At 33.2% G+C, this 18,511-nt stretch carries 28 protein-coding genes and 2 pseudogenes; 27 read left to right on the top strand and 3 right to left on the bottom strand.

Annotation, left to right across the window (positions count from 1 at the left end; all coding sequences use genetic code 11):
• Positions 1–98 precede the first annotated feature (98 nt).
• From DSQ20_RS05080 to DSQ20_RS05100, 5 genes and pseudogenes are all read left to right on the top strand, one after another.
• Positions 99–947, top strand: coding sequence for a TrmB family transcriptional regulator (locus tag DSQ20_RS05080; RefSeq protein ID WP_179364840.1), 849 nt, complete (start codon positions 99–101; stop codon positions 945–947).
• Positions 944–1,159: a hypothetical protein gene (locus tag DSQ20_RS05085; RefSeq protein WP_179364841.1), complete on the top strand. Its 216-nt coding sequence runs from the start codon at positions 944–946 to the stop codon at positions 1,157–1,159. The genes DSQ20_RS05080 and DSQ20_RS05085 overlap by 4 nt, the downstream gene beginning before the upstream one ends.
• The gene (locus tag DSQ20_RS05090) at positions 1,156–1,326 is read left to right on the top strand and encodes a hypothetical protein (protein ID WP_179364842.1); all 171 of its coding nucleotides are present in this window, start codon (positions 1,156–1,158) and stop codon (positions 1,324–1,326) included. The genes DSQ20_RS05085 and DSQ20_RS05090 overlap by 4 nt, the downstream gene beginning before the upstream one ends.
• 359 nt (positions 1,327–1,685) lie before the next feature.
• Positions 1,686–2,833, top strand: a pseudogene (locus tag DSQ20_RS05095) (aminotransferase class I/II-fold pyridoxal phosphate-dependent enzyme).
• A 73-nt stretch (positions 2,834–2,906) separates the two neighbouring features.
• A complete protein-coding gene (locus tag DSQ20_RS05100) occupies positions 2,907–4,619 on the top strand; it encodes a HAMP domain-containing sensor histidine kinase (RefSeq protein WP_179364843.1) in 1,713 nt (570 codons plus the stop codon).
• Here DSQ20_RS05100 and DSQ20_RS05105 read toward each other — a convergent pair.
• The gene (locus DSQ20_RS05105) at positions 4,608–4,970 is read right to left on the bottom strand and encodes a response regulator (protein WP_255458136.1); all 363 of its coding nucleotides are present in this window, start codon (positions 4,968–4,970) and stop codon (positions 4,608–4,610) included. The genes DSQ20_RS05100 and DSQ20_RS05105 overlap by 12 nt on opposite strands.
• A 272-nt stretch (positions 4,971–5,242) precedes the next feature.
• Between DSQ20_RS05105 and DSQ20_RS05110 the strand changes: the two genes are divergently transcribed.
• From DSQ20_RS05110 to DSQ20_RS05120, 3 genes are all read left to right on the top strand, one after another.
• Positions 5,243–5,977: a cytochrome c biogenesis CcdA family protein gene (locus DSQ20_RS05110; protein WP_179364845.1), complete on the top strand. Its 735-nt coding sequence runs from the start codon at positions 5,243–5,245 to the stop codon at positions 5,975–5,977.
• 4 nt (positions 5,978–5,981) lie between these two features.
• The gene (locus DSQ20_RS05115) at positions 5,982–7,091 is read left to right on the top strand and encodes a redoxin family protein (protein WP_179364846.1); all 1,110 of its coding nucleotides are present in this window, start codon (positions 5,982–5,984) and stop codon (positions 7,089–7,091) included.
• A gap of 96 nt (positions 7,092–7,187) precedes the next feature.
• Entirely contained in the window at positions 7,188–7,844 is a 657-nt protein-coding gene (locus DSQ20_RS05120; RefSeq protein WP_179364847.1) for a Snf7 family protein, read from the top strand.
• Positions 7,845–7,854: 10 nt separating this feature from the next.
• Here DSQ20_RS05120 and DSQ20_RS05125 read toward each other — a convergent pair.
• Both DSQ20_RS05125 and DSQ20_RS05130 read right to left on the bottom strand, forming a co-directional pair.
• Positions 7,855–8,195 (bottom strand): annotated as a pseudogene (locus DSQ20_RS05125) (hypothetical protein).
• 248 nt (positions 8,196–8,443) lie between these two features.
• Positions 8,444–8,860: a DUF371 domain-containing protein gene (locus tag DSQ20_RS05130; protein ID WP_179364849.1), complete on the bottom strand. Its 417-nt coding sequence runs from the start codon at positions 8,858–8,860 to the stop codon at positions 8,444–8,446.
• Positions 8,861–8,912: 52 nt separating this feature from the next.
• On the opposite strand from DSQ20_RS05130, the gene DSQ20_RS05135 reads away from it, so the two are divergent.
• The 19 genes from DSQ20_RS05135 to DSQ20_RS05220 all read left to right on the top strand — a co-directional run bounded on the left by DSQ20_RS05135 (position 8,913) and on the right by DSQ20_RS05220 (position 18,500).
• On the top strand, positions 8,913–9,650 hold the full coding sequence (locus tag DSQ20_RS05135; protein WP_007550461.1) for an archaeal proteasome endopeptidase complex subunit alpha: 738 nt from the start codon (positions 8,913–8,915) through the stop codon (positions 9,648–9,650).
• A gap of 28 nt (positions 9,651–9,678) precedes the next feature.
• On the top strand, positions 9,679–10,491 hold the full coding sequence (locus tag DSQ20_RS05140; RefSeq protein WP_007550460.1) for a putative RNA uridine N3 methyltransferase: 813 nt from the start codon (positions 9,679–9,681) through the stop codon (positions 10,489–10,491).
• Between the two features lie 211 nt (positions 10,492–10,702).
• Positions 10,703–10,831, top strand: coding sequence for a 50S ribosomal protein L3 (rplC, locus tag DSQ20_RS10710; RefSeq protein WP_255458138.1), 129 nt, complete (start codon positions 10,703–10,705; stop codon positions 10,829–10,831).
• 41 nt (positions 10,832–10,872) lie between these two features.
• Positions 10,873–11,694 (top strand): 50S ribosomal protein L3, encoded by an 822-nt coding sequence (rplC, locus tag DSQ20_RS05145; RefSeq protein ID WP_255458393.1) that lies wholly within the window; start codon positions 10,873–10,875, stop codon positions 11,692–11,694.
• A complete protein-coding gene (gene rplD, locus DSQ20_RS05150; RefSeq protein WP_179364850.1) occupies positions 11,694–12,506 on the top strand; it encodes a 50S ribosomal protein L4 in 813 nt (270 codons plus the stop codon). Before rplC (DSQ20_RS05145) ends, rplD begins: the two co-directional genes overlap by 1 nt.
• On the top strand, positions 12,503–12,769 hold the full coding sequence (locus DSQ20_RS05155; RefSeq protein ID WP_007550456.1) for a 50S ribosomal protein L23: 267 nt from the start codon (positions 12,503–12,505) through the stop codon (positions 12,767–12,769). Before rplD ends, DSQ20_RS05155 begins: the two co-directional genes overlap by 4 nt.
• 35 nt (positions 12,770–12,804) lie before the next feature.
• On the top strand, positions 12,805–13,209 hold the full coding sequence (locus DSQ20_RS05160; protein WP_255458394.1) for a 30S ribosomal protein S19: 405 nt from the start codon (positions 12,805–12,807) through the stop codon (positions 13,207–13,209).
• 5 nt (positions 13,210–13,214) lie between these two features.
• On the top strand, positions 13,215–13,673 hold the full coding sequence (locus DSQ20_RS05165) for a 50S ribosomal protein L22 (RefSeq protein ID WP_007550454.1): 459 nt from the start codon (positions 13,215–13,217) through the stop codon (positions 13,671–13,673).
• Between the two features lies 1 nt (position 13,674).
• Positions 13,675–14,430 carry a 30S ribosomal protein S3 gene (locus DSQ20_RS05170; protein WP_007550453.1) on the top strand — a complete coding sequence of 252 codons (756 nt, stop codon included), beginning with the start codon at positions 13,675–13,677 and terminating at the stop codon, positions 14,428–14,430.
• Positions 14,427–14,630, top strand: coding sequence for a 50S ribosomal protein L29 (rpmC, locus tag DSQ20_RS05175; RefSeq protein ID WP_007401547.1), 204 nt, complete (start codon positions 14,427–14,429; stop codon positions 14,628–14,630). Before DSQ20_RS05170 ends, rpmC begins: the two co-directional genes overlap by 4 nt.
• A complete protein-coding gene (locus DSQ20_RS05180) occupies positions 14,627–14,893 on the top strand; it encodes a ribonuclease P protein subunit (RefSeq protein ID WP_007550451.1) in 267 nt (88 codons plus the stop codon). The genes rpmC and DSQ20_RS05180 overlap by 4 nt, the downstream gene beginning before the upstream one ends.
• Positions 14,890–15,213: a 30S ribosomal protein S17 gene (locus tag DSQ20_RS05185; RefSeq protein WP_007550450.1), complete on the top strand. Its 324-nt coding sequence runs from the start codon at positions 14,890–14,892 to the stop codon at positions 15,211–15,213. Before DSQ20_RS05180 ends, DSQ20_RS05185 begins: the two co-directional genes overlap by 4 nt.
• Positions 15,213–15,635: a 50S ribosomal protein L14 gene (locus DSQ20_RS05190; protein WP_007550449.1), complete on the top strand. Its 423-nt coding sequence runs from the start codon at positions 15,213–15,215 to the stop codon at positions 15,633–15,635. Before DSQ20_RS05185 ends, DSQ20_RS05190 begins: the two co-directional genes overlap by 1 nt.
• Before the next feature lies 1 nt (position 15,636).
• A complete protein-coding gene (rplX, locus tag DSQ20_RS05195; protein ID WP_179364851.1) occupies positions 15,637–16,134 on the top strand; it encodes a 50S ribosomal protein L24 in 498 nt (165 codons plus the stop codon).
• Positions 16,134–16,850: a 30S ribosomal protein S4e gene (locus DSQ20_RS05200; protein ID WP_007550446.1), complete on the top strand. Its 717-nt coding sequence runs from the start codon at positions 16,134–16,136 to the stop codon at positions 16,848–16,850. The genes rplX and DSQ20_RS05200 overlap by 1 nt, the downstream gene beginning before the upstream one ends.
• 4 nt (positions 16,851–16,854) lie before the next feature.
• Positions 16,855–17,376 carry a 50S ribosomal protein L5 gene (locus DSQ20_RS05205; RefSeq protein WP_179364852.1) on the top strand — a complete coding sequence of 174 codons (522 nt, stop codon included), beginning with the start codon at positions 16,855–16,857 and terminating at the stop codon, positions 17,374–17,376.
• Positions 17,376–17,555 carry a 30S ribosomal protein S14 gene (locus tag DSQ20_RS05210; protein ID WP_007550443.1) on the top strand — a complete coding sequence of 60 codons (180 nt, stop codon included), beginning with the start codon at positions 17,376–17,378 and terminating at the stop codon, positions 17,553–17,555. Before DSQ20_RS05205 ends, DSQ20_RS05210 begins: the two co-directional genes overlap by 1 nt.
• Before the next feature lie 5 nt (positions 17,556–17,560).
• Complete coding sequence (locus DSQ20_RS05215; protein ID WP_007550442.1) at positions 17,561–17,953, top strand: 30S ribosomal protein S8; 393 nt, start codon at positions 17,561–17,563, stop codon at positions 17,951–17,953.
• The gene (locus tag DSQ20_RS05220; protein ID WP_007550441.1) at positions 17,943–18,500 is read left to right on the top strand and encodes a 50S ribosomal protein L6; all 558 of its coding nucleotides are present in this window, start codon (positions 17,943–17,945) and stop codon (positions 18,498–18,500) included. The genes DSQ20_RS05215 and DSQ20_RS05220 overlap by 11 nt, the downstream gene beginning before the upstream one ends.
• The last annotated feature ends 11 nt before the right edge of the window (positions 18,501–18,511 follow it).

Raw genomic sequence — 18,511 nt, forward strand, 5'->3', positions numbered from 1 at the left:
GCACCGCAGATCGGCTAATTAGTTCCAAAATAGAACACGTAGATTGAAGAAATATCCACTGTGCCTATTAAGAAAAACATTATTGAATAAATGAAGACATGAGCACAACACATGAGATAACACTTTTTGACAATGACTCAGAAACAGAATTGTATAAACACAAAATTACACTTGAAAGAATCAAAAATGAACTGATCAGTTTTGGTTTAACGGCAAACCAAAGCAAAGTATTCATCTATCTTGGAAAGTATGGATCCAAATCTGCTTCAGAGATTGCAAAAGCATTGCAGATGCCAAGAACAGAAACATATCATCTTGTGAATTCTCTACAAAATATGGGATTGGTAACAGCTGAGCTTGTCCACCCTACAAAATATTCTGTAATGGAGATGAAACAAGCAATTGAAACGTTAGTAAAACAAGAACAACAAAGAATCAATACACTTGCTGGAAAAGAAGAATCACTTTCAAAGCTCTGGAAAGAGGTTCCATTTTTTGTAGTTGAAACTGACGAATCAAAATCAGAAAAAATGCAGTTGTTACATGGTATGGGACCAATAATTAATAAAATAAAAGAAATGACTGAGACTAGCACAGATTCAATTAAAATATACGGTAGCATACCAGATGTTTTAAGATTATATCATTCAGATGTATTTGATTGGATAGACGAATCATCATCTGAACTACAAATGGTAATTTCTCCTTTAAGTAAAACTCCAGAGTTTATTTCAGAGATAGATTCAAAGAAAATAAGAGTCATCACATCAGACTCAGATAAAAAATGTTTTATCATTAATGACGCAAAAGAAATTTTAATTTTTATGAGAAACGCCAATCATGCAACACGACAAACATTTGCATGGTGGTCTGACTCTGAAACTCTTGTAGACATGATGAGTTCGCTATTTGATTTATCATGGGAAAAAGGGGATTCACTGTATTGAGCAATATGATATACGATCAATTCCAAGATACTAATCACATAGCAATTACAAATTATGAAATAAAACACCTAATAGAATTAACAAGTGAATTTATCGTGAAAATAAAAAATCAAACATACAAAAACAATATTGAACCAGAAATGAATGATTTATTGCATTCAACAGACAAATTTCTTTACAGAATAAAATTAATGCGTGGGGCTAAAGAATGAATATTTGTGATGAAAAGCATTTGCCAGAATACAAAATAGTTTACAAAGGAGCAAAAAAAAGTAATTACACTCCTATTTGGTTTGTATGTTCAAACTGTTTAGAAACTAAACGTTATTTTTACGATGAAAATGAAATTATAAAAATAACACAGATTGAATTATCATAAACAAACTTGAACTGATGGTTTTTTTATTCTTTGAAATTTTAATTTTTTAATAGATAATTGCAATTCAACTATATTCCTTTGATCCTCCATGATTTGTTCAATATTAGCAATCAAGCCAATAGTATTACAAAAATTCATTCTTTGAAATTTTAATTTTTTAATAGATAATTGCAATTCAACTATATTCCTTTGATCCTCCATGATTTGTTCAATATTAGCAATCAAGCCAATAGTATTACAAGAATTTACAATATAAAAGACAGGATGTTATAATTTAACAAACTACAAATTCAAAACCAATAACATGCTCAACATCTCAAAAATTAGCAAATTAACAACAATGAGAAAAGAATTTACGCATGACTGATTTCAATTTGAAAGTGAGCAATAAATTAAATTTTGTAGATGTGGAATTAGAGCAGATCAAAGAAAATAATCTGTACAGGAAATTAAGAGACGTTAAAGTGAATAATGCATACATAACAATAAAAAATAAAAGACTGTTGAATCTTTGCTCAAATGATTATTTAGGCATATCAATTACAAAAATAAAAATAAATCAGATGCAATCAAGTTCAAGATTAGTTTCAGGAAACGATGAGATATATAAAAAATTAGAAGATAAACTTTCAAAACATAAATCAAAACAAGCAAGTTTAGTTTATCCAACAGGATACATGGCAAATTTAGGGGTAATTACAACAATTGCAAAAAAAGGAGATTTGATTTTAAGTGATGAGTTAAATCATGCAAGCATAATAGAATCATGTAGGCTTTCAGGTGCAAAAATTTTAGTTTACAAACATAACGATATTGAAGACTTGACAAAAAAACTCAATCAACACGGCAAAAATAAATTTATCATCACAGAGGGGATTTTCAGCATGGATGGAGACTTTTCAAAGTTAAAGGAAATTACGGATGTGTCAGAAAGATCAAATGCAATCACAGTATTAGATGATGCACATGGAGATTTTACAGTTGGAACAGATGGAAAGGGGACTCCAAATCATTTCAAGGTTACAAAAAAATTGACGTATACATTAGTAGCCTTAGCAAAGGGTTAGGATCTTTTGGAGGATATGTTTCATCACAAAACAATGTAATAGATTTGTGCATAAATAAATCAAAATCATTCATATACACATCTGCACTTCCATCGTTTTTAATTCAGTATTCATTAAACAGAATGCAAATCAACAGAGAGAAACAAAGAAAGAGACTAGCAAGAAATACCAGCATCTTGACAAACGGGTTGAAACAATTAGGATATCAAATTAATTCAAAGACACACATAATTCCCATAGTTATTGGCAATGAAAAAATAGCCATGGATTTTGGAAAATTCCTTCTTAAAAATGGAGTGTTTGCGCAGCCAATTAGATATCCAACAGTGCCAAAAAACAAAGCTAGATTAAGAATCTCAGTCACAGCATGGCTATCTAAAAAGAACATTGACGATGCTTTGAATATTTTTGAACAGGCTCAAAAAAAATTCAAAATATGAATAACGTCTACACACATCCAAAATATTATATCATAACATTGGACAAATTCAAAATGAGGCCATACTTCTAAATTTGGAAAGAAACGAAAAAAAAATACGCATTAATAACAAAATTATATTTGGTTGCATAATTTTTGCACTAGTTTCATTATACGGTGTCAATAATGTAGTAAGCATCGAATATTTTTCAAAGTATATTTCATTACCAATCTACACTATAATTACAGGAGTTCTGATAATTATGGCCATATGGGCATTATCAAGTGCTGACAGAATAAGCGAAATTAGTAAAAAATCACTTGTTTTTCTAGTTTTAGCATTTTGTTCATGGTTTGCAGCAGAGCAGATGTGGAATTTATATGAGCATGTTTTATTTATTGATCCTTATCCATCTATTGCAGACTTTTTCTATATTATAGCACCAATTTTCATGTTTATCTCATTAGTAATTTTCTTGAAACCATTACGTGATCACATAAAGAAAAAACACATCGCATTTGCCCTCATAGTATCAACGTCAATTTTAATTCCTATTTTAGCAATTACTTTTCAAGCTAATATAGAAACGGAATTTTTTGAAATTGCAGTTGCGCTAATTTATCCAATTGTAGATGCAGTTTTATTAATTCCTGCAATAATCTCAATAATTTTGTCATTCAAAATTAATAAGAATTCTTTTTGGACATTAATTTTAATCGGTATTGTAAGTTTCATTATAGCTGATAATCTATACTTGATTTTAGTTATTGATGAGGCATATTTTGATGGACATCCGATAGATATTTTGTGGTTGATTAGTTACGTAGCATGGAGTTTTGCAATGTATAAATTAATTCAAAATTCCAAAAGAAATAAACCCAAAAAATATCAAAACAGCAATGACCAAATCACAGCAAAAAATATCGCAACATATGGAATTAATCTAGTACTTGTTTTGATAATTGTTACAACAATCGCAGTTCTGTTTGCGTTAAACTATTTTTGGAGCATTGAACAAAGTGGAAACTTTATGATGTTCTTTTCGCTAGTCCTAATAACATTACTAGTCGTATTTTCAAGCATAATTGTAATCCTAAATTCAAAACTAACCAATGCACTTGATACAAAAAATGTAAAGATAGACAATCTAACAAACGAATTGATTAAATCAGAAAGATTATCCGCAATAGGAGAACTTGCAGCTAGACTGTCGCATGATTTACGAAACCCATTAAGCGTAATTAAATCATCAGTAGAAATATCACTAATACGAAATAAAGAGTCATTATCTCCAAAAGATCATGAAAGTATACAACGAATTAACAATGCAATACGCCGAATGACTAATCAAATTGAAGATGTTTTAGATTATGTAAAAACAACAGAACTTCAAAAGAAACAAATGTCAATAAAATCTTGTCTTACAAACATTGTTAATGAATTACAACCAAATAAAATCAATATTAAGATTCCAGACAAAGACATAACAGTTTTAGCAGATGAAGGGAAATTAGAAATTGTTTTTTCAAATCTAATAAAAAATGCAATGGATGCAATTGGAGATAATCCAGGAACTATAGAAATCAAATCCCATGATAAAGAAAAGGATGTAATTATAGACGTAATCGATTCAGGTTCAGGAATCAATGAATATGATATGAATAAAATTTTTGAGCCACTTTACACCACTAAGCAAACTGGTACTGGTTTAGGATTGGTAAGTTGTAAAAACATCATAGAACAACATGGTGGAAAAATATCGGTAAAAAATAACCCAACTACATTTACAATAACATTACCAAAATGATTTTTCCATAATCAGTTTAACTAGTTTATCAATATCAATGGGTTTAGCAATAATTTTGGTATTTGAATATCTGTAAATTTTATCACGTGTTGTTTGTGATTGATCTGCAGTTATCATTATCACTTTGGCACTTGAATCAATATTTTTAATATGTTTCAAACCATACATCCCATCAAAATTAGGCATCATCATATCCATCAATATTAGATCAGGTTTATGCTGAGAAAATTTTTGTACAGCGTCATGCCCGTTAACTCCCTTTGCTAGAACTTCAACCCCCTTTAATTCAAGCAGATCAGATAAAGCATCACGACTATCAGGATCATCATCAACAACAAGAACGCTAGGCAATGAAATCAATAATTTGATTGTACAATAATAATATTAGTTAAAAAAAATTTTGATGTTTATTTGAAATATAGATAATTGTATTAACGAAGCGAATCAAATCCACCGATTGCAGGAGAGCCAATTAGTACGGCAAGAATAACAATAATTCCCAGGGCAACACCCACAAGAATGAATCGCTTGTTCATAATAAAACAAATTTTATCTTAGATAAAAATGAAATGCACTGGCAGATTTGGAACAATCCTTTAAAAGAAAAATTACCAAATTAATTCATGGTAGAAGTTACACTTGCAGTGGCAGCATTAGCAGGGTTAGCCTCATTTGTTGCTCCATGTATACTACCTATGATTCCAGCATTTCTAGCATACATTTCAGGAACTACACTAAGCGATCTTAATCAAAATAAAGGAAACAAAACAGTTACAATTAACAGAACAAACATCATATTGAATTCAGTATTTTTTGTTCTTGGATTTTCAGTTGTATTTTCTACATTAGGGGTAGTAATTAACAGCATATTAGCAAGTATGGTTGGCGAAGTAATTGAAGTATTAAATCAGATAGGCGGAATCATTATTGTAAGTTTTGGAATTTTTCTGATATTATCTACAAAAATCAGTAAGCTAAATGTTGAAAAAAAATTCTTACCTAAACGAACTAAAGCAAGCTTTCCACTGTCTTTTGTGTTTGGATTAGCATTTGCTGTAGGTTGGACTCCATGTGTAGGGCCTATTTTGGGAACTATCCTAACTCTTGCAGCAACAACACCATCTGTTGCTTTCAATTTACTGTTAGTATACTCTCTAGGTCTAGGCATACCATTCATCCTAATGGGCGTATTTTATTCAAGAGCAAGTAAAATAATAAAAATTATGAGCAGACACTTAAAATTCTACAACATAATTTTAGGTTCATTCATCATACTTTTGGGAGTCTTAGTATTTACAAATCAATTGGCATACATTGCTAATTTTCCATTACTCAATGAGTTATTACTTTGGAGTTGACTAGATGAAATCAGAAATTAAAACTGCAATTATTTTTGGAATGATCATAATAGGTATTGTAGGAACAATCAGCATACTACTATCTTCAATAAATTCAGACATACAAACATCCGATAGTTCGCTTGAAACAAACGCTGTAAATAGCATAGATAAGTCAAAGTTTAAAAAAGCGCCACAAATTGTAGGCATTGCAAATTATTTTAACACAACGCCAGAAGAGTTGGCAAAAGAAATGAAAGGAAAGGTTGTGCTGTATGACATATGGACGTATAGTTGCATTAACTGTGTAAGAACCCTCCCATACATTGTTGCATGGAATGAAAAATATTCCGATGAAGGATTGCTAATAATAGGAATTCATTCTCCTGAATTTGAATTTGAAAAAATTCCTGAAAATGTGGAATCTGCAATCATCAAACATGGAATAAAGTATCCCGTTGTAATGGATAACGACATGGCAACATGGAAAGCGTTTGAAAATAGATATTGGCCTAGAAAATACATTACAGACGATGAAGGATACATAAGATATGATCATATTGGAGAGGGAGATTACAAGGAGACAGAAAAAGTAATTCAATCATTACTAAAAGAAAGGGCAATAAATTTAGGATTGCAAATTAACTCTACTGAAAGACTGGTCGACATTAAAGAGTTTGAGCATTCAAATTTTAGAACGCCGGAATTGTATTTTGGGTATGATTTTGCTCAAGGCAGAAATCAGCTGGGAAGTAACGAAGGGTTTAGTCCAGGAAAGACAATAACATATTCTGAACCAAATAATATCGAATTACACAAATTTTATCCAATAGGAGAATGGAAAAACCTAGAAGACAGCATGGAGCTAGTTTCAAGCAACGGTTCAATCAAACTACATTATAATGCAAAAGAAGTAAACATCGTTACAGATAATATGGCAAAATTAGATGTACTCCTTGACGGGTTACCTATCTCAGAAGATTATGCAGGTACGGATGTAAACGAAGATGGTAAAATTACAGTTTCAGGAGCAGGACTGTACAACATTGTAAACAGTAATGAGCCTTCATCTCACATACTGGAAATCAGGATAAGCGAACCGGGATTTCAGATGTATACATTTACGTTTGGATAGGGTGTAACTCAAGTCCCATGTTACCATGGATACACATAGAAGAGTGACAAATTCATTTAAAACAAAAAACTACATCCATAATGGGGAAATGAAGATTTGATAAGTAACTCATGGAATAAAACCGAAGGGGAGAGCATTTCTCAACGAGTAATGGGAAAAGTAAGACCGGATATTCCATTAAAATCTAGAATTGAAGAAGCGCAAAGAAAATTACAATTTCAAATAAGTAAATTAGAAGGGATTAATGAAAAACTACAAAAAAAACATGACGGAATTTTTGAGAAAGTAGTCAATGCTCAAAAAACACACAACAATGCATATGCACAAGCATATGCAAACGAGCTTGTCCAAGTTAGAAAAATGAAAAACATGGTAAGCGGGGCAAAATTATCAATGGAGCAAATTCAGTTAAGACTCAATACAGTGTCTGAACTTGGAGATGTAGTAGTTACACTTAGTCCATGCATGTCAATAATCAAAGGATTGAGTCCTTCACTAAGCGGCATCATGCCAGAAGCAACATCATCTATGCAAGACTTGTCACAAATATTGGGAGATGTAATGAGTGGATCATCAATGGAAGGAAATGATTTGATGAGTCTTGGAAATACAAATAACAATGCAGACACATTGGCAATTCTTGAAGAAGCACATTCTATAATTGCAGGACAAACCAAATCATCAATACCAGATATTCCAGACACACTAAAACAAGGCACATCCCAAAGAAGAACCTCAGATGTTTTAATCTAAAAGTTCAGCATTATTTTATTTTCTTTTTACTTTTTTGAATTAAAATTTTTTGATTCTAGATATGGTCGGATAACTGTAACCTCTCCGACGATAATTTGCAATCATCATCTTCCAATTTTTTAATCTCCATTGGGCCTGTTCAGAAGTAACAGAATGTACCTCTTTTTGGATAATGCTTTTTCTGCCAACTTTTAATGTCCCAGAGTCTTTAGCAGACCATCTGTTTTTAGCGAATTTTAGACCAGATAAAATATCATTAATTGGCATTTCTTTGAAATATTCTCGTATTTTTTTTAGCTCAACTTCAGTTGGTTCCTCAGAGGTTTGCAATTCAATCACAGGTTTTTGCATGAAGTCTGTAAGAGTGGGTAGTTTATGAAATCCATGCTAAATCAGAATTAACCAAAGTAGAAAATAATTGAAAAACAATACTACAAATTAGCAGTCAATCACTGCCAAGCTAGAGTTTTTACAAATTTCCATATATAACGCGGTTCCAAAAATTATCACACCAAATATTATCAGAGGAATTAGGATGAAAATTTTGTTTTTAGACCCATGTATTACATTAAACTAATTCATATAAAATTGTCACAGGTTTAGTCGATCATTATTGTAAATGTGCCCTTTGTGTTAGGGTTTTGCAATAAAGAGATCATTTCTCTGGGCATAAGATCCGATGCCTTGTCACACTTTACAGCCAATGTTCTTGGACAGACAAAATTACTTTTTCGTATTACGATATCTTCATGATGAGTAAGAATTAGATCCTCGTGACCTCTTCCTTTGACAATAAATTCATGTGAGCCTACTTTAATTGAAAAGTTAACTTTTGAATTTGGGTTTTGTAATTTTTTTTTAATTGAATCAGGCAAATCAGCACAACTAGCAGAAGCATTGACACCAATGATACAATCACCGCTTGGAGTGAGATGGGATTCTTTTGTAATTTCAATTGTTTTCTGATGATTTGATCGTATATTTTCATGACCAGAAAATTGAATCTCAAATCGCATGGGAAGAGAGGGCACCAAAGCTTAAATTAAACTTTCAAAGCATTGAAATCAAATGCTTCCTGCACAACAAGGCTACGATAGAGCCATTACAGTATTTTCACCAGACGGCAGGCTATACCAAGTAGAATACGCTATTGAGACTGTACGTAGAGGAACTATCGCAGTTGGAATAAAATCTAAAGAAGGAATCGTAATTGCAGTAGAAGAAAAACCAAGAAAATTACAGATTACAGATGTTGCACAAAAAATATTTCAAATTGATGATCATATAGGAGTAGCAGCAGCAGGATACATTCCAGATGCTAGAAGTCAGGTAGATAATGCTAGATTCTTTTCTCAAAGTAACAAGATGATTTATGATGAAGCTGTTGAAGTTGAAACAATTGCAAAACATTTAGCTGATCAATCTCAACAATATACACAGTATGCAGGTGTAAGACCATATGGTGTTGCATTAATTTTGGGAGGAGTTGTAAATAACAACACACAGCTTTACCTCACAGATCCAAGTGGGACATACATTTCATACGATGCAATTGCAATAGGATCTGGTTCTGATCAAGTAACAGACTTTTTAGAAAAAACATACAATCATGAATTGTCAATAGAAGATGCATCCGTGTTAGCATCTGCAGCAATTTATCTATCTAGTGAAGATAGAGAAGGAACAAGTCATATCAGAATGGCACAGATTAAAACTAAAACAGAGACATTTGAATTAGTCTCAGATGAGCAGATTGCAAAATATGCAAAAACTGCTAAAGAGAAATATCCTCACGAAAAGAAATAATCATAGTCACATGTGAGATTTAATTACGTTGAAAATTTCTGTTGCAATCCCTGAATCAGCATTATCTGATGAATCCTTAAAGCTAGATAAGACACGAAAGATATCGGTACTTGCAAGAGCTTGTGCAATTTTTAAAATAGATACAATTTATGTTTACCAAGAAGGAAATTACAGAGAAGACGGGAATTTACTTGTAACAATTTTAAGATATCTTGAGACTCCTCAATTTTTACGAAGACGGTTATTCCCAAAGATGAACGAGTTAAAGTTTGCAGGTGTGTTGTATCCGTTAAAAATTCCTAGCCACTCAACACCAGCAAATTCTAAAAAAATTAACGTTGGAGATGTAAGAGAAGGAGTAATAGTAAGTCTAAAGGGTAAAAAATTCATCGATGTTGGAATTAATGAATTAATACCATTTTTTGGAAAAGAAAATGTCGGTAAAAGAGCAACTGTCCAATTCAAGACAGGGTATCCAGATTTTTCAGTTAAAGAAATTCAAAGAAATGAGACCTCGTTATACTGGGGTTATGCAGTTAAAGAGAGAGCAAGCTTATTTTCATTGTTAACTGAATGGCAAGGAAACATCATAATTACTTCAAGAAAGGGAAGAACAGCAACAAAAGAACAATTAACAAAATATCTAAGCTCAGATCTTCCTATTTTAGTGGTATTTGGCTCACCTGAAAAAGGAGTCCATGAAATATTGGGAGGTAAAATGAAGAACGTTCAGAATGCAAAAACATTGAATTTCTTTCCAAACCAAGCAACAGAAACTGTACGTCTAGATGAAGCACTTTTAGGAACATTATCAATAATTAATGCATACAAAATAGGTTAATACAAAATGGCAGAAAAAAGAAATTTCTTAATTTTAGCAATGGGGTTGGGAGCAGTAGGAGTAATCATCGGTGCAGTAACAATTTGGAATTATGCAAATAATTTGATATCGCCATGATCATATTAGAAATAGTTCGTTAACCCCATAATTTTTACAAGTTAACGATGTCTCACATGGTTTATTAGACGGTTGAAGACGACTTCGATTTAACATGGGTCATCGAAAATACGCGCAACCACGTAGAGGTAGCGCAGCATACTATCCAAGAGGACGTGCCAAAAGTATGGAGGCACGTATTAGAACATGGCCAAAAAACAATTCTGATGAACCAAAATTTTAGCACACTGCGGTTTCAAAGCCGGTTGTGTCCAACTAGTCACCATCGATGATCGTGAAAAGACTCCAAATGCAGGAAAGCAACTTGTAAGTCTTGGAACAGTGTTAGTAACTCCACCAGTTTCAATATTAGGAGTTAGAGGATATTCAAAAGATCATTATGGACTACACGCAGAATTTGACGTATATGCAAAAGAATTTCCAAAAAATATCTCTAAAGAAATTAATTTTAAAAATAAAGAAGGCGCAATGGAAAATGCAGAAAAAATACTTGGCAGAGTCAAAGAAATTTTTGCAATAGTTGCTGTATCTCCACGTGATGCCGGATTAGAACAAAAAAAGCCATACATCTTTGAAGCTTTAGTTAGTGGCGGTGACATCAAAAAACAATTTGCACATGTAAAAGAACTATTAGGAAAAGAAATTAAAATTGATCAAATTTTTGAAACAGGAGCAACAATCGATGTTGCAGCAATTACAAAAGGCAAAGGATGGCAAGGAGTCATACAAAGATTTGGTGTAAAGAAAAAACAACACAAGTCAAGAAAGACAGTTAGAGAAGTTGCATCACTAGGTCCAATTTCACCAGCTAGTGTCATGTATTCAGTCCCAAGAGCAGGTCAAATGGGATTTCATCAAAGAACAGAATATGACAAAAGAATAATGGTAATTGGCAATACAGAAAACAATCAAATAAAAATAAATCCAGATGGAGGTTACAAACACTTTGGTTTAGTAAAAGGAGATTTCATTATTCTAAAAGGCTCAGTTCCAGGAACATATAGAAGATTAATCAAGCTAAGAAGTCAGATTAGAAACGCACCAGTGAAGATCACCAAGCCAAATATTTTGGAGGTAGTAATCTAATGAAAACATCATTATTAACAATAAAGGGAACCAAGGATAGCGAAGTTGAATTGCCATTAATCTTTTCAACTCCATTTAGAGCTGAACTTATTCACAAAGCATTTACAAATCTGACTTCACACAAATTCCAACCACAGGGAAGACACCCAACTGCAGGTATGGATGTAGTAGCAAGATCAAACGATCCACCAACAGGACAACATCAAGCACGTATTGCAAAGATGAAAGGTGGTGGTGGTGGAAGACAAGGTCAAGCAGGTGGTGTTGCTTCAGTAAGAGGTGGCAGACAAGCTCATCCTCCGATAGTCGATAGAGTAATTTTTAAGAAATTAAACAAGAAAGAAAACAAGCTAGCATTTTGTTCTGCAATAGCTGCAACTGCCTCAAAAGACTTGATTAAATCAAGAGGCCATAAAATAGAAGGTATCGAATCATTCCCAATTGTCGTAACAAATGACATTGAATCAATTTCAAAAGCAAGCGATATTTTCAAAGTGTTAGAAGATCTAAAATTGATGAAAGACGTAGAAAGACTTCAAGCAAGAAAACCACGTACTGGAAAATCATCACTTAGAGGTAGAAGCAAAAAAGTAGGAAAGAGCGTATTGTTTGTCACAAAAGATGCATCAAAAATTAGCAAAGCATGCGGCGCATTACCAGGAGTGGAGGTAAGATCTGTAAAAGAATTGAGCGTGTTAGATTTGGCACCAGGTTCTGATCCAATTAGATTAACAGTGTATTCAAAAGCAGCAATAGAAGAGATTGCAAAGATAAAATCAACACATCTAGAATTAATGGTGAAAGTAAGATGAATGTAGATCAAGCAAGCAAAATTATTTTGAAACCATACATTACTGAAAAAACATTTGCGATGGTAGAAAATGAAAGCAAAATTTGCTTTATTGTAGAGAGATCAGCAAGTAAACCACAGATAATTGAAGCTGTAAATGCATTATACAATCAAAAAGCTACTCAAGTAAACACAGCAAGAACAATTTACGGTAAAAAGGCGTTTGTTCAATTTGAAAGTACAGAAAAAGCCAGAGACTTGGCCACAAAGATAGGAATGCTATAATATGGACAATAAGGCTTCACCAATACAAAGAGAGGATAAGTAAGATGGTCAAAGAATTTCTATATCGAGGATTGCCAAAAGAAGATCTAGACAACATGTCACTAGAGAAATTATTTTTAATATTTAATTCCAGACAAAGACGTTCACTTACACGTGGAATTACAGATGACAAAAGAAAACTGATTGAAGAAATAAAATCCGCAAAAGCTGGAAAAACAAAAAATCCAATCAAAACTCATTCTAGAGATTTAATTATTCTACCATACATGGTAGGCGTTACAGTAAATATTTTCTCAGGAAAGGAATTCACTCCAGTTTTAATTAAAACTGAAATGATAGGACATTATCTTGGAGAATATGTCATAACAAACAAAAGAGTTCAACATGGTGCACCGGGTGTCGGCGCATCAAGATCCAGTCTCTACGTACCATTAAAGTGATTATCATGGGCAGATTCAAATACGCATTCCAAAATTTTGACGCAACTAAACATGTTCGTTCTTCACTAAGAGAAAAAGACATCTCACACAAACATGCACGTGAAGTAGCAGTTGCAATCAAAGGACTGTCAATTGAAAGAGCCAGAGATTATCTTCAAGCAGTAGTCAATAAAGAAAGGGCAATTGCATTTAGAAGATTCAACAATCAAGTTGGTCACAGATCAGATCCAGGAATGATGTCTGGTCGTTATCCACAAAAAACAGTAAAAGAATTCATCAAGGTATTAGATAATTTAGAATCAAATGCAGAATACAAGGGAATGGATTTAGATAGATTAAAAATTGTAAACGCAACAGTTCACAAAGGCGTGATTGTAAAACGATTTATTCCAAGAGCAATGGGAAGGGCCACTCCAAAAAATAACGTGTTAACACATGTAGAATTGGTGGCACAGGAGATATAACATGTCAGCCGTAAAAAATGTAATTAAAGACAACTACAACATGATGCTTCTCAAAGATTACTTGAGAGTAGCAATTAAAGATGCAGGATTTTCACATGCAGAAATTTCAAAAACACCAATGGGAACAAGAGTTGCATTACATGTAACACGACCTGGAATAGTTATTGGAAGAAAAGGTTCTGGAATTAGAGAATTAACAGATAAACTTGCAACCGATTTTAAATTAAAAAATCCACAGATATCAGTAGTTGAAATAGCAAAACCAGAGCTATCACCAAGTGTAATGTGCAACAGAATGGCATCACATTTGGAACGAGGCACCGCATTTAGAAGAGCTACAATGTGGACATTAAAACAAATTATGGATAATGGAGCTATGGGAGTTCAAATTACTATCTCAGGAAAACTACGCGGAGATCGTTCAGCATTTGAAAAACACAGTGCAGGAATTTTACCAAGAGCAGGGCATCACGCAGAGGTAATTGTTGATGAGGATATTGCACACGTTAAAACTGCAATGGGATTAATCGGAATTAGAATAAGAATTGCAATTAATGAAAAATTCGTTCCAGAATTTGAATTAAAAACGCAAAAACCAAAGAAAGCAAAACAAATCAAAGACAAAGACACTGGAAAGATGAGAGACGAAACAGAAGTAGAACGCAAAGCAAGAACAGAATCTGAACAAATTGCAATTGAAGAAGAAAAGATGAAGGAGCTTGAAACACTAGAGGAAGAGGAGGCAAAACTACTATGACCCGACTATCGATGAAAACAATCAGAGAATTAAATGAAAAAGATCTTAAAAGTAAAATTCAAGAAACAAGAAGCGAACTTGCAAAACTAAGAGTAGATGGTTCTAAAGGAACATTAAGAAAAGAAAGTGGAAAATTAAAACCATTAAGACACGACATTGCAAGAATGATGACTAGAGTAAATGAGTTGAAAAAGAAATGATCACAGAGCAAAACATAACATCACATGAATTAATTGGATTACACACAGAGATTACTGAATCGTCTAATTCACAAATTATAGGATTAAATGGAACGATTACAGATGAAACAAAATCAATGATAATAATGGATACCAAAAATGGAACTAAAATGATTGCAAAATCCAACAATAGTTGGAAATTTACATTAGACGGCAAAGACATTATTGTAAACGGTATGCAAATTGCAAAAAGATCATTTGACAGAATAGGAGGAAGGGCTTGACATTAAACATTGGATTAAAAGTAAAGGCTCCAAGCAGAGAATGCACAGACGCACATTGTCCATTTCATGGAAAGCTATCAGTTAGAGGAAAATTATTTGATGGCAAAGTTACAAGCAACAAAGCAAAACAGACAATCACATTACAAAAAGAATCACCAATTTACTATCTAAAATTCAAAAGATATGCAAGAAGTAAAAACACAATCCATGCACATGTACCGGAATGCATCGATGTTCAAACCGGTGATCATGTATTGACTGCAGAATGTAGACCAATATCAAAATCAGTATCATATGTAGTAGTAGAGGTTAAAGCATAATGGCAAAACAAGCAGGTAAAGGAGTATCAGAATTTCGTCCTCGAGTAACAAAAGCAATTCCAATAGGAGCACAAATAGTATGTGCTGACAATACAGGTGCAAAAATTCTAGAGATTGTCATGGTACAAAGACATCATACAAGACATGCACAACTAGCAGCTGCATCAGTTGGAGACTTTTGCAATGTTGTTGTAAAAAAAGGTCCTGCAGAATTAAGAAAGCAGGTGTATGGTGCAGTTATAATTAGACAGAAATATGCAGTTCGCAGATTAAACGGCGTAAGAGTGTGCTTTGAAGACAATGCAGCAGTTTTGATTACTCCAGAAGGAGAAGTCAAAGGAACTGACATCAAAGGACCAGTTGCAGCAGAAGCTTCAGAAAAATGGCCAAGAGTAGCTAATTTGGCATCAATGGTGGTATAAAATGAAACCAACAAAAATGCGTAACAGTTTGATTTACAAGGCAACATTCCATACTAGAAGCAAACAGCTTGGAAGTCAATTATCCGATGATCTTCGTAAAAAATATGGTAAAAAAAGCGTCAGAGTAATCGAAGGAGATAGCATAAAAATTGTAAGAGGAGAGTTCAAAGGAGTAGATGGAAAAGTATCCAAAGTTTCTACTAAGAAAAGTAGTGTAGCTATAGAAGGAGTTAAAAAAGAAAAGACAAAAGGAGACAAATTTGACGTCTACATACACACATCAAACCTTGTAGTTACAGGATTAAACACAGATGACAAATGGAGAATTTCAAAATTAGAAGGCAAAAAACCAACTGAAAAACCAAAAGCAGTAGAAGAAAAGCCAACAAAAAAAGAAGAGACCGCTGAAAAACCAAAAGCAGTGGAAAAAACAAAGAAAGAAGAGGCAACTAAAGAAACATTAGTACCTAAAAAAGGAAAAAAGGAAGTTGAAAAATAATGGTCAGCATATCTGGAAGTAAAAAACTCAAAAGACAAATGGCCCCTCAATTCTGGGGAATTAAGAGAAAAGACAAACGATTTGTAATTACGGTCAGACCAGGACCGCATAAAAAAGAATATTCAGTACCAACTGCAGTATTTCTAAGAGACGTATTAAAAATTGTAACAACATTAAGAGAGGCAAAGGCAGCAATCTATTCTGGCAAAGTAAAAATCGATGGAGTTGTTAGAAAATCACTTCATCATGCAATTGGATTAATGGATGTTGTAGAGTTAGAAAATGTTCCAGAAGTTTATCGTCTAGTTCCAATGGAAGGAAAATTACTAAAACCATTACAGATTAAAGAGTCAGAAAAAACAAAAAAACTAGTCAGAGTTACAAGTAAAACAACAATTAGCAAAGGCAGAATGCAAATAGGATTTCATGACGGCCGTTCAACAATTTCAGATATCAAAGTAAATGTCGGAGACACATGTTTAATTCAAATTCCAGATCAAAAAATTCTTGAAGTTATAAAATTGGAAAAAGGTGCACATGTTTTGGTTACTCGCGGCATTAACGCAGGACAGATGGGAACAATTGAAACCATTGAAGAAGGAACTTACATTTTACCTAAACGTGTAGTGCTAGTTTTAGGCGATAGAAAGATCGAAATTCCAACAGATATCATATTAGTAGTAGGAAAACAGGAGCCTCTAATTCAAATAAAGTGATCATATGTCCCAAGTAACAGAATCCCCAATGAAGAAAATAACTTTAGAAAAAGTTGTCCTAAACATAGGTTTAGGAAAATCGGGCGATATTATTGTAGTAGCAAAAAAAGCACTGGATCATATCTCAGGTAAAAAATCATCTGCACGTGAGGCAAAAGAAACACAAAGAGAATGGGGAGTTAGACAAGGAGAACCAATAGGAGTTGCAGTTACAGTAAGAGGACAAGATGCACGTGATTTGTTAAAACGATTACTTGATGCAAAAGCTAATCAGATAAACGGTAAATCATTTGATAATTTTGGAAACTTTTCATTTGGAATTAAAGAGCACATCGATATACCAGGAGTAAAATATGATCCACAAGTTGGAATTTTAGGTTTAGGAATTTCAGTAACTTTAACAAGACCAGGATATGGAATTAGAAAAAGAAGTAAACACAAAGCAAGTGTTGGAAAATCACACACGATTAAAAGTCAGGAAGCAAAGGATTATCTAGTAAAGGAGTTTGGAGTCACGATAGTATAATGGCAAAAGATAGATCATACGAAGCAACTGGAAGAAAGAAACACGATTTTGGAAGAGGTTCCAAGTGGTGTAAACGATGTGGAGATTATACAGCTGTAATTCAAAAATATGAGTTAATGTTATGCAGACGATGCTTTAGAGAAGTAGCAACATCTTTAGGTTTTAGGAAAAATATGTGATATAAATGCCAGCACAGAACATCTTAGCAAATCTATTTGTAACTTTATACAATAATGAAGCAAGAAGAAAAAGCGATTGCATAATTCTTCCAACTTCAAAGTTAGGAATTGAAGTACTCAAAACACTTCAAAAAGACGGATACATTGGAGAGTTTGAACATATTGACGATAAAAGAGGCGGAAAATTCAAAATCGAATTATTAGCAAAAATTACAAAATGTGGCGCAATTTCACCAAGATTCAAAGTAAAAAATACAGAGTATAATGACTGGGAACAGCAATACTTGCCAGCTTACAACAGAGGAATGCTACTAGTAACAACAAATCAAGGAGTCATGTCACACCATGATGCCGTAAACAAAGGATTGGGAGGATTTTTGATAGGATATGTCTACTGAGCAAATTGAAAAATTCCAAGAAGTGGTAGATATACCAGCAGGGGTTAAAGTAACATTAAAGAAAAACATGATGCATTTTGAAGGCCCACTAGGTAAAACTCACAAAAACTTCAGAAATATTCCAGTAAACATTGAAATCAAAGAAGGCAAAGTCATACTAAAATCACAAGGATATAGAAAAAGAGACTATTCCATACTCCATACTGCAAGATCAGTTATCAGAAATCTTTGCGAAGGTTTGGTAGTTGGATATACAATTAAAATGAAAATAGCATTTGCACACTTTCCAATTACAGTAAAGGTACAAGACAGAACTGTTTTAATTGAAAACTTCCAAGGAGAGAGATCATCTAGAATTACAAAAATCATAGGAAACACGAAAGTAGTTCCTAAAGGCGAAGATGTAATTTTAACAGGAGAAGTATGGAATCATATTACTCAAACAGCTGCAAACATAGAGCTTCGCAGTAAAGTAAAAGACAAAGATCATAGAGTCTTCTTAGATGGCGTTTACGTATATGAGAAGAAAAAAGGAATAGAAAAGTAACAGATTTCCAA

The sequence above is a fragment of the Nitrosarchaeum sp. AC2 genome (assembly GCF_013407385.1).
Classification (GTDB): Archaea; Thermoproteota; Nitrososphaeria; order Nitrososphaerales; family Nitrosopumilaceae; genus Nitrosarchaeum; species Nitrosarchaeum koreense.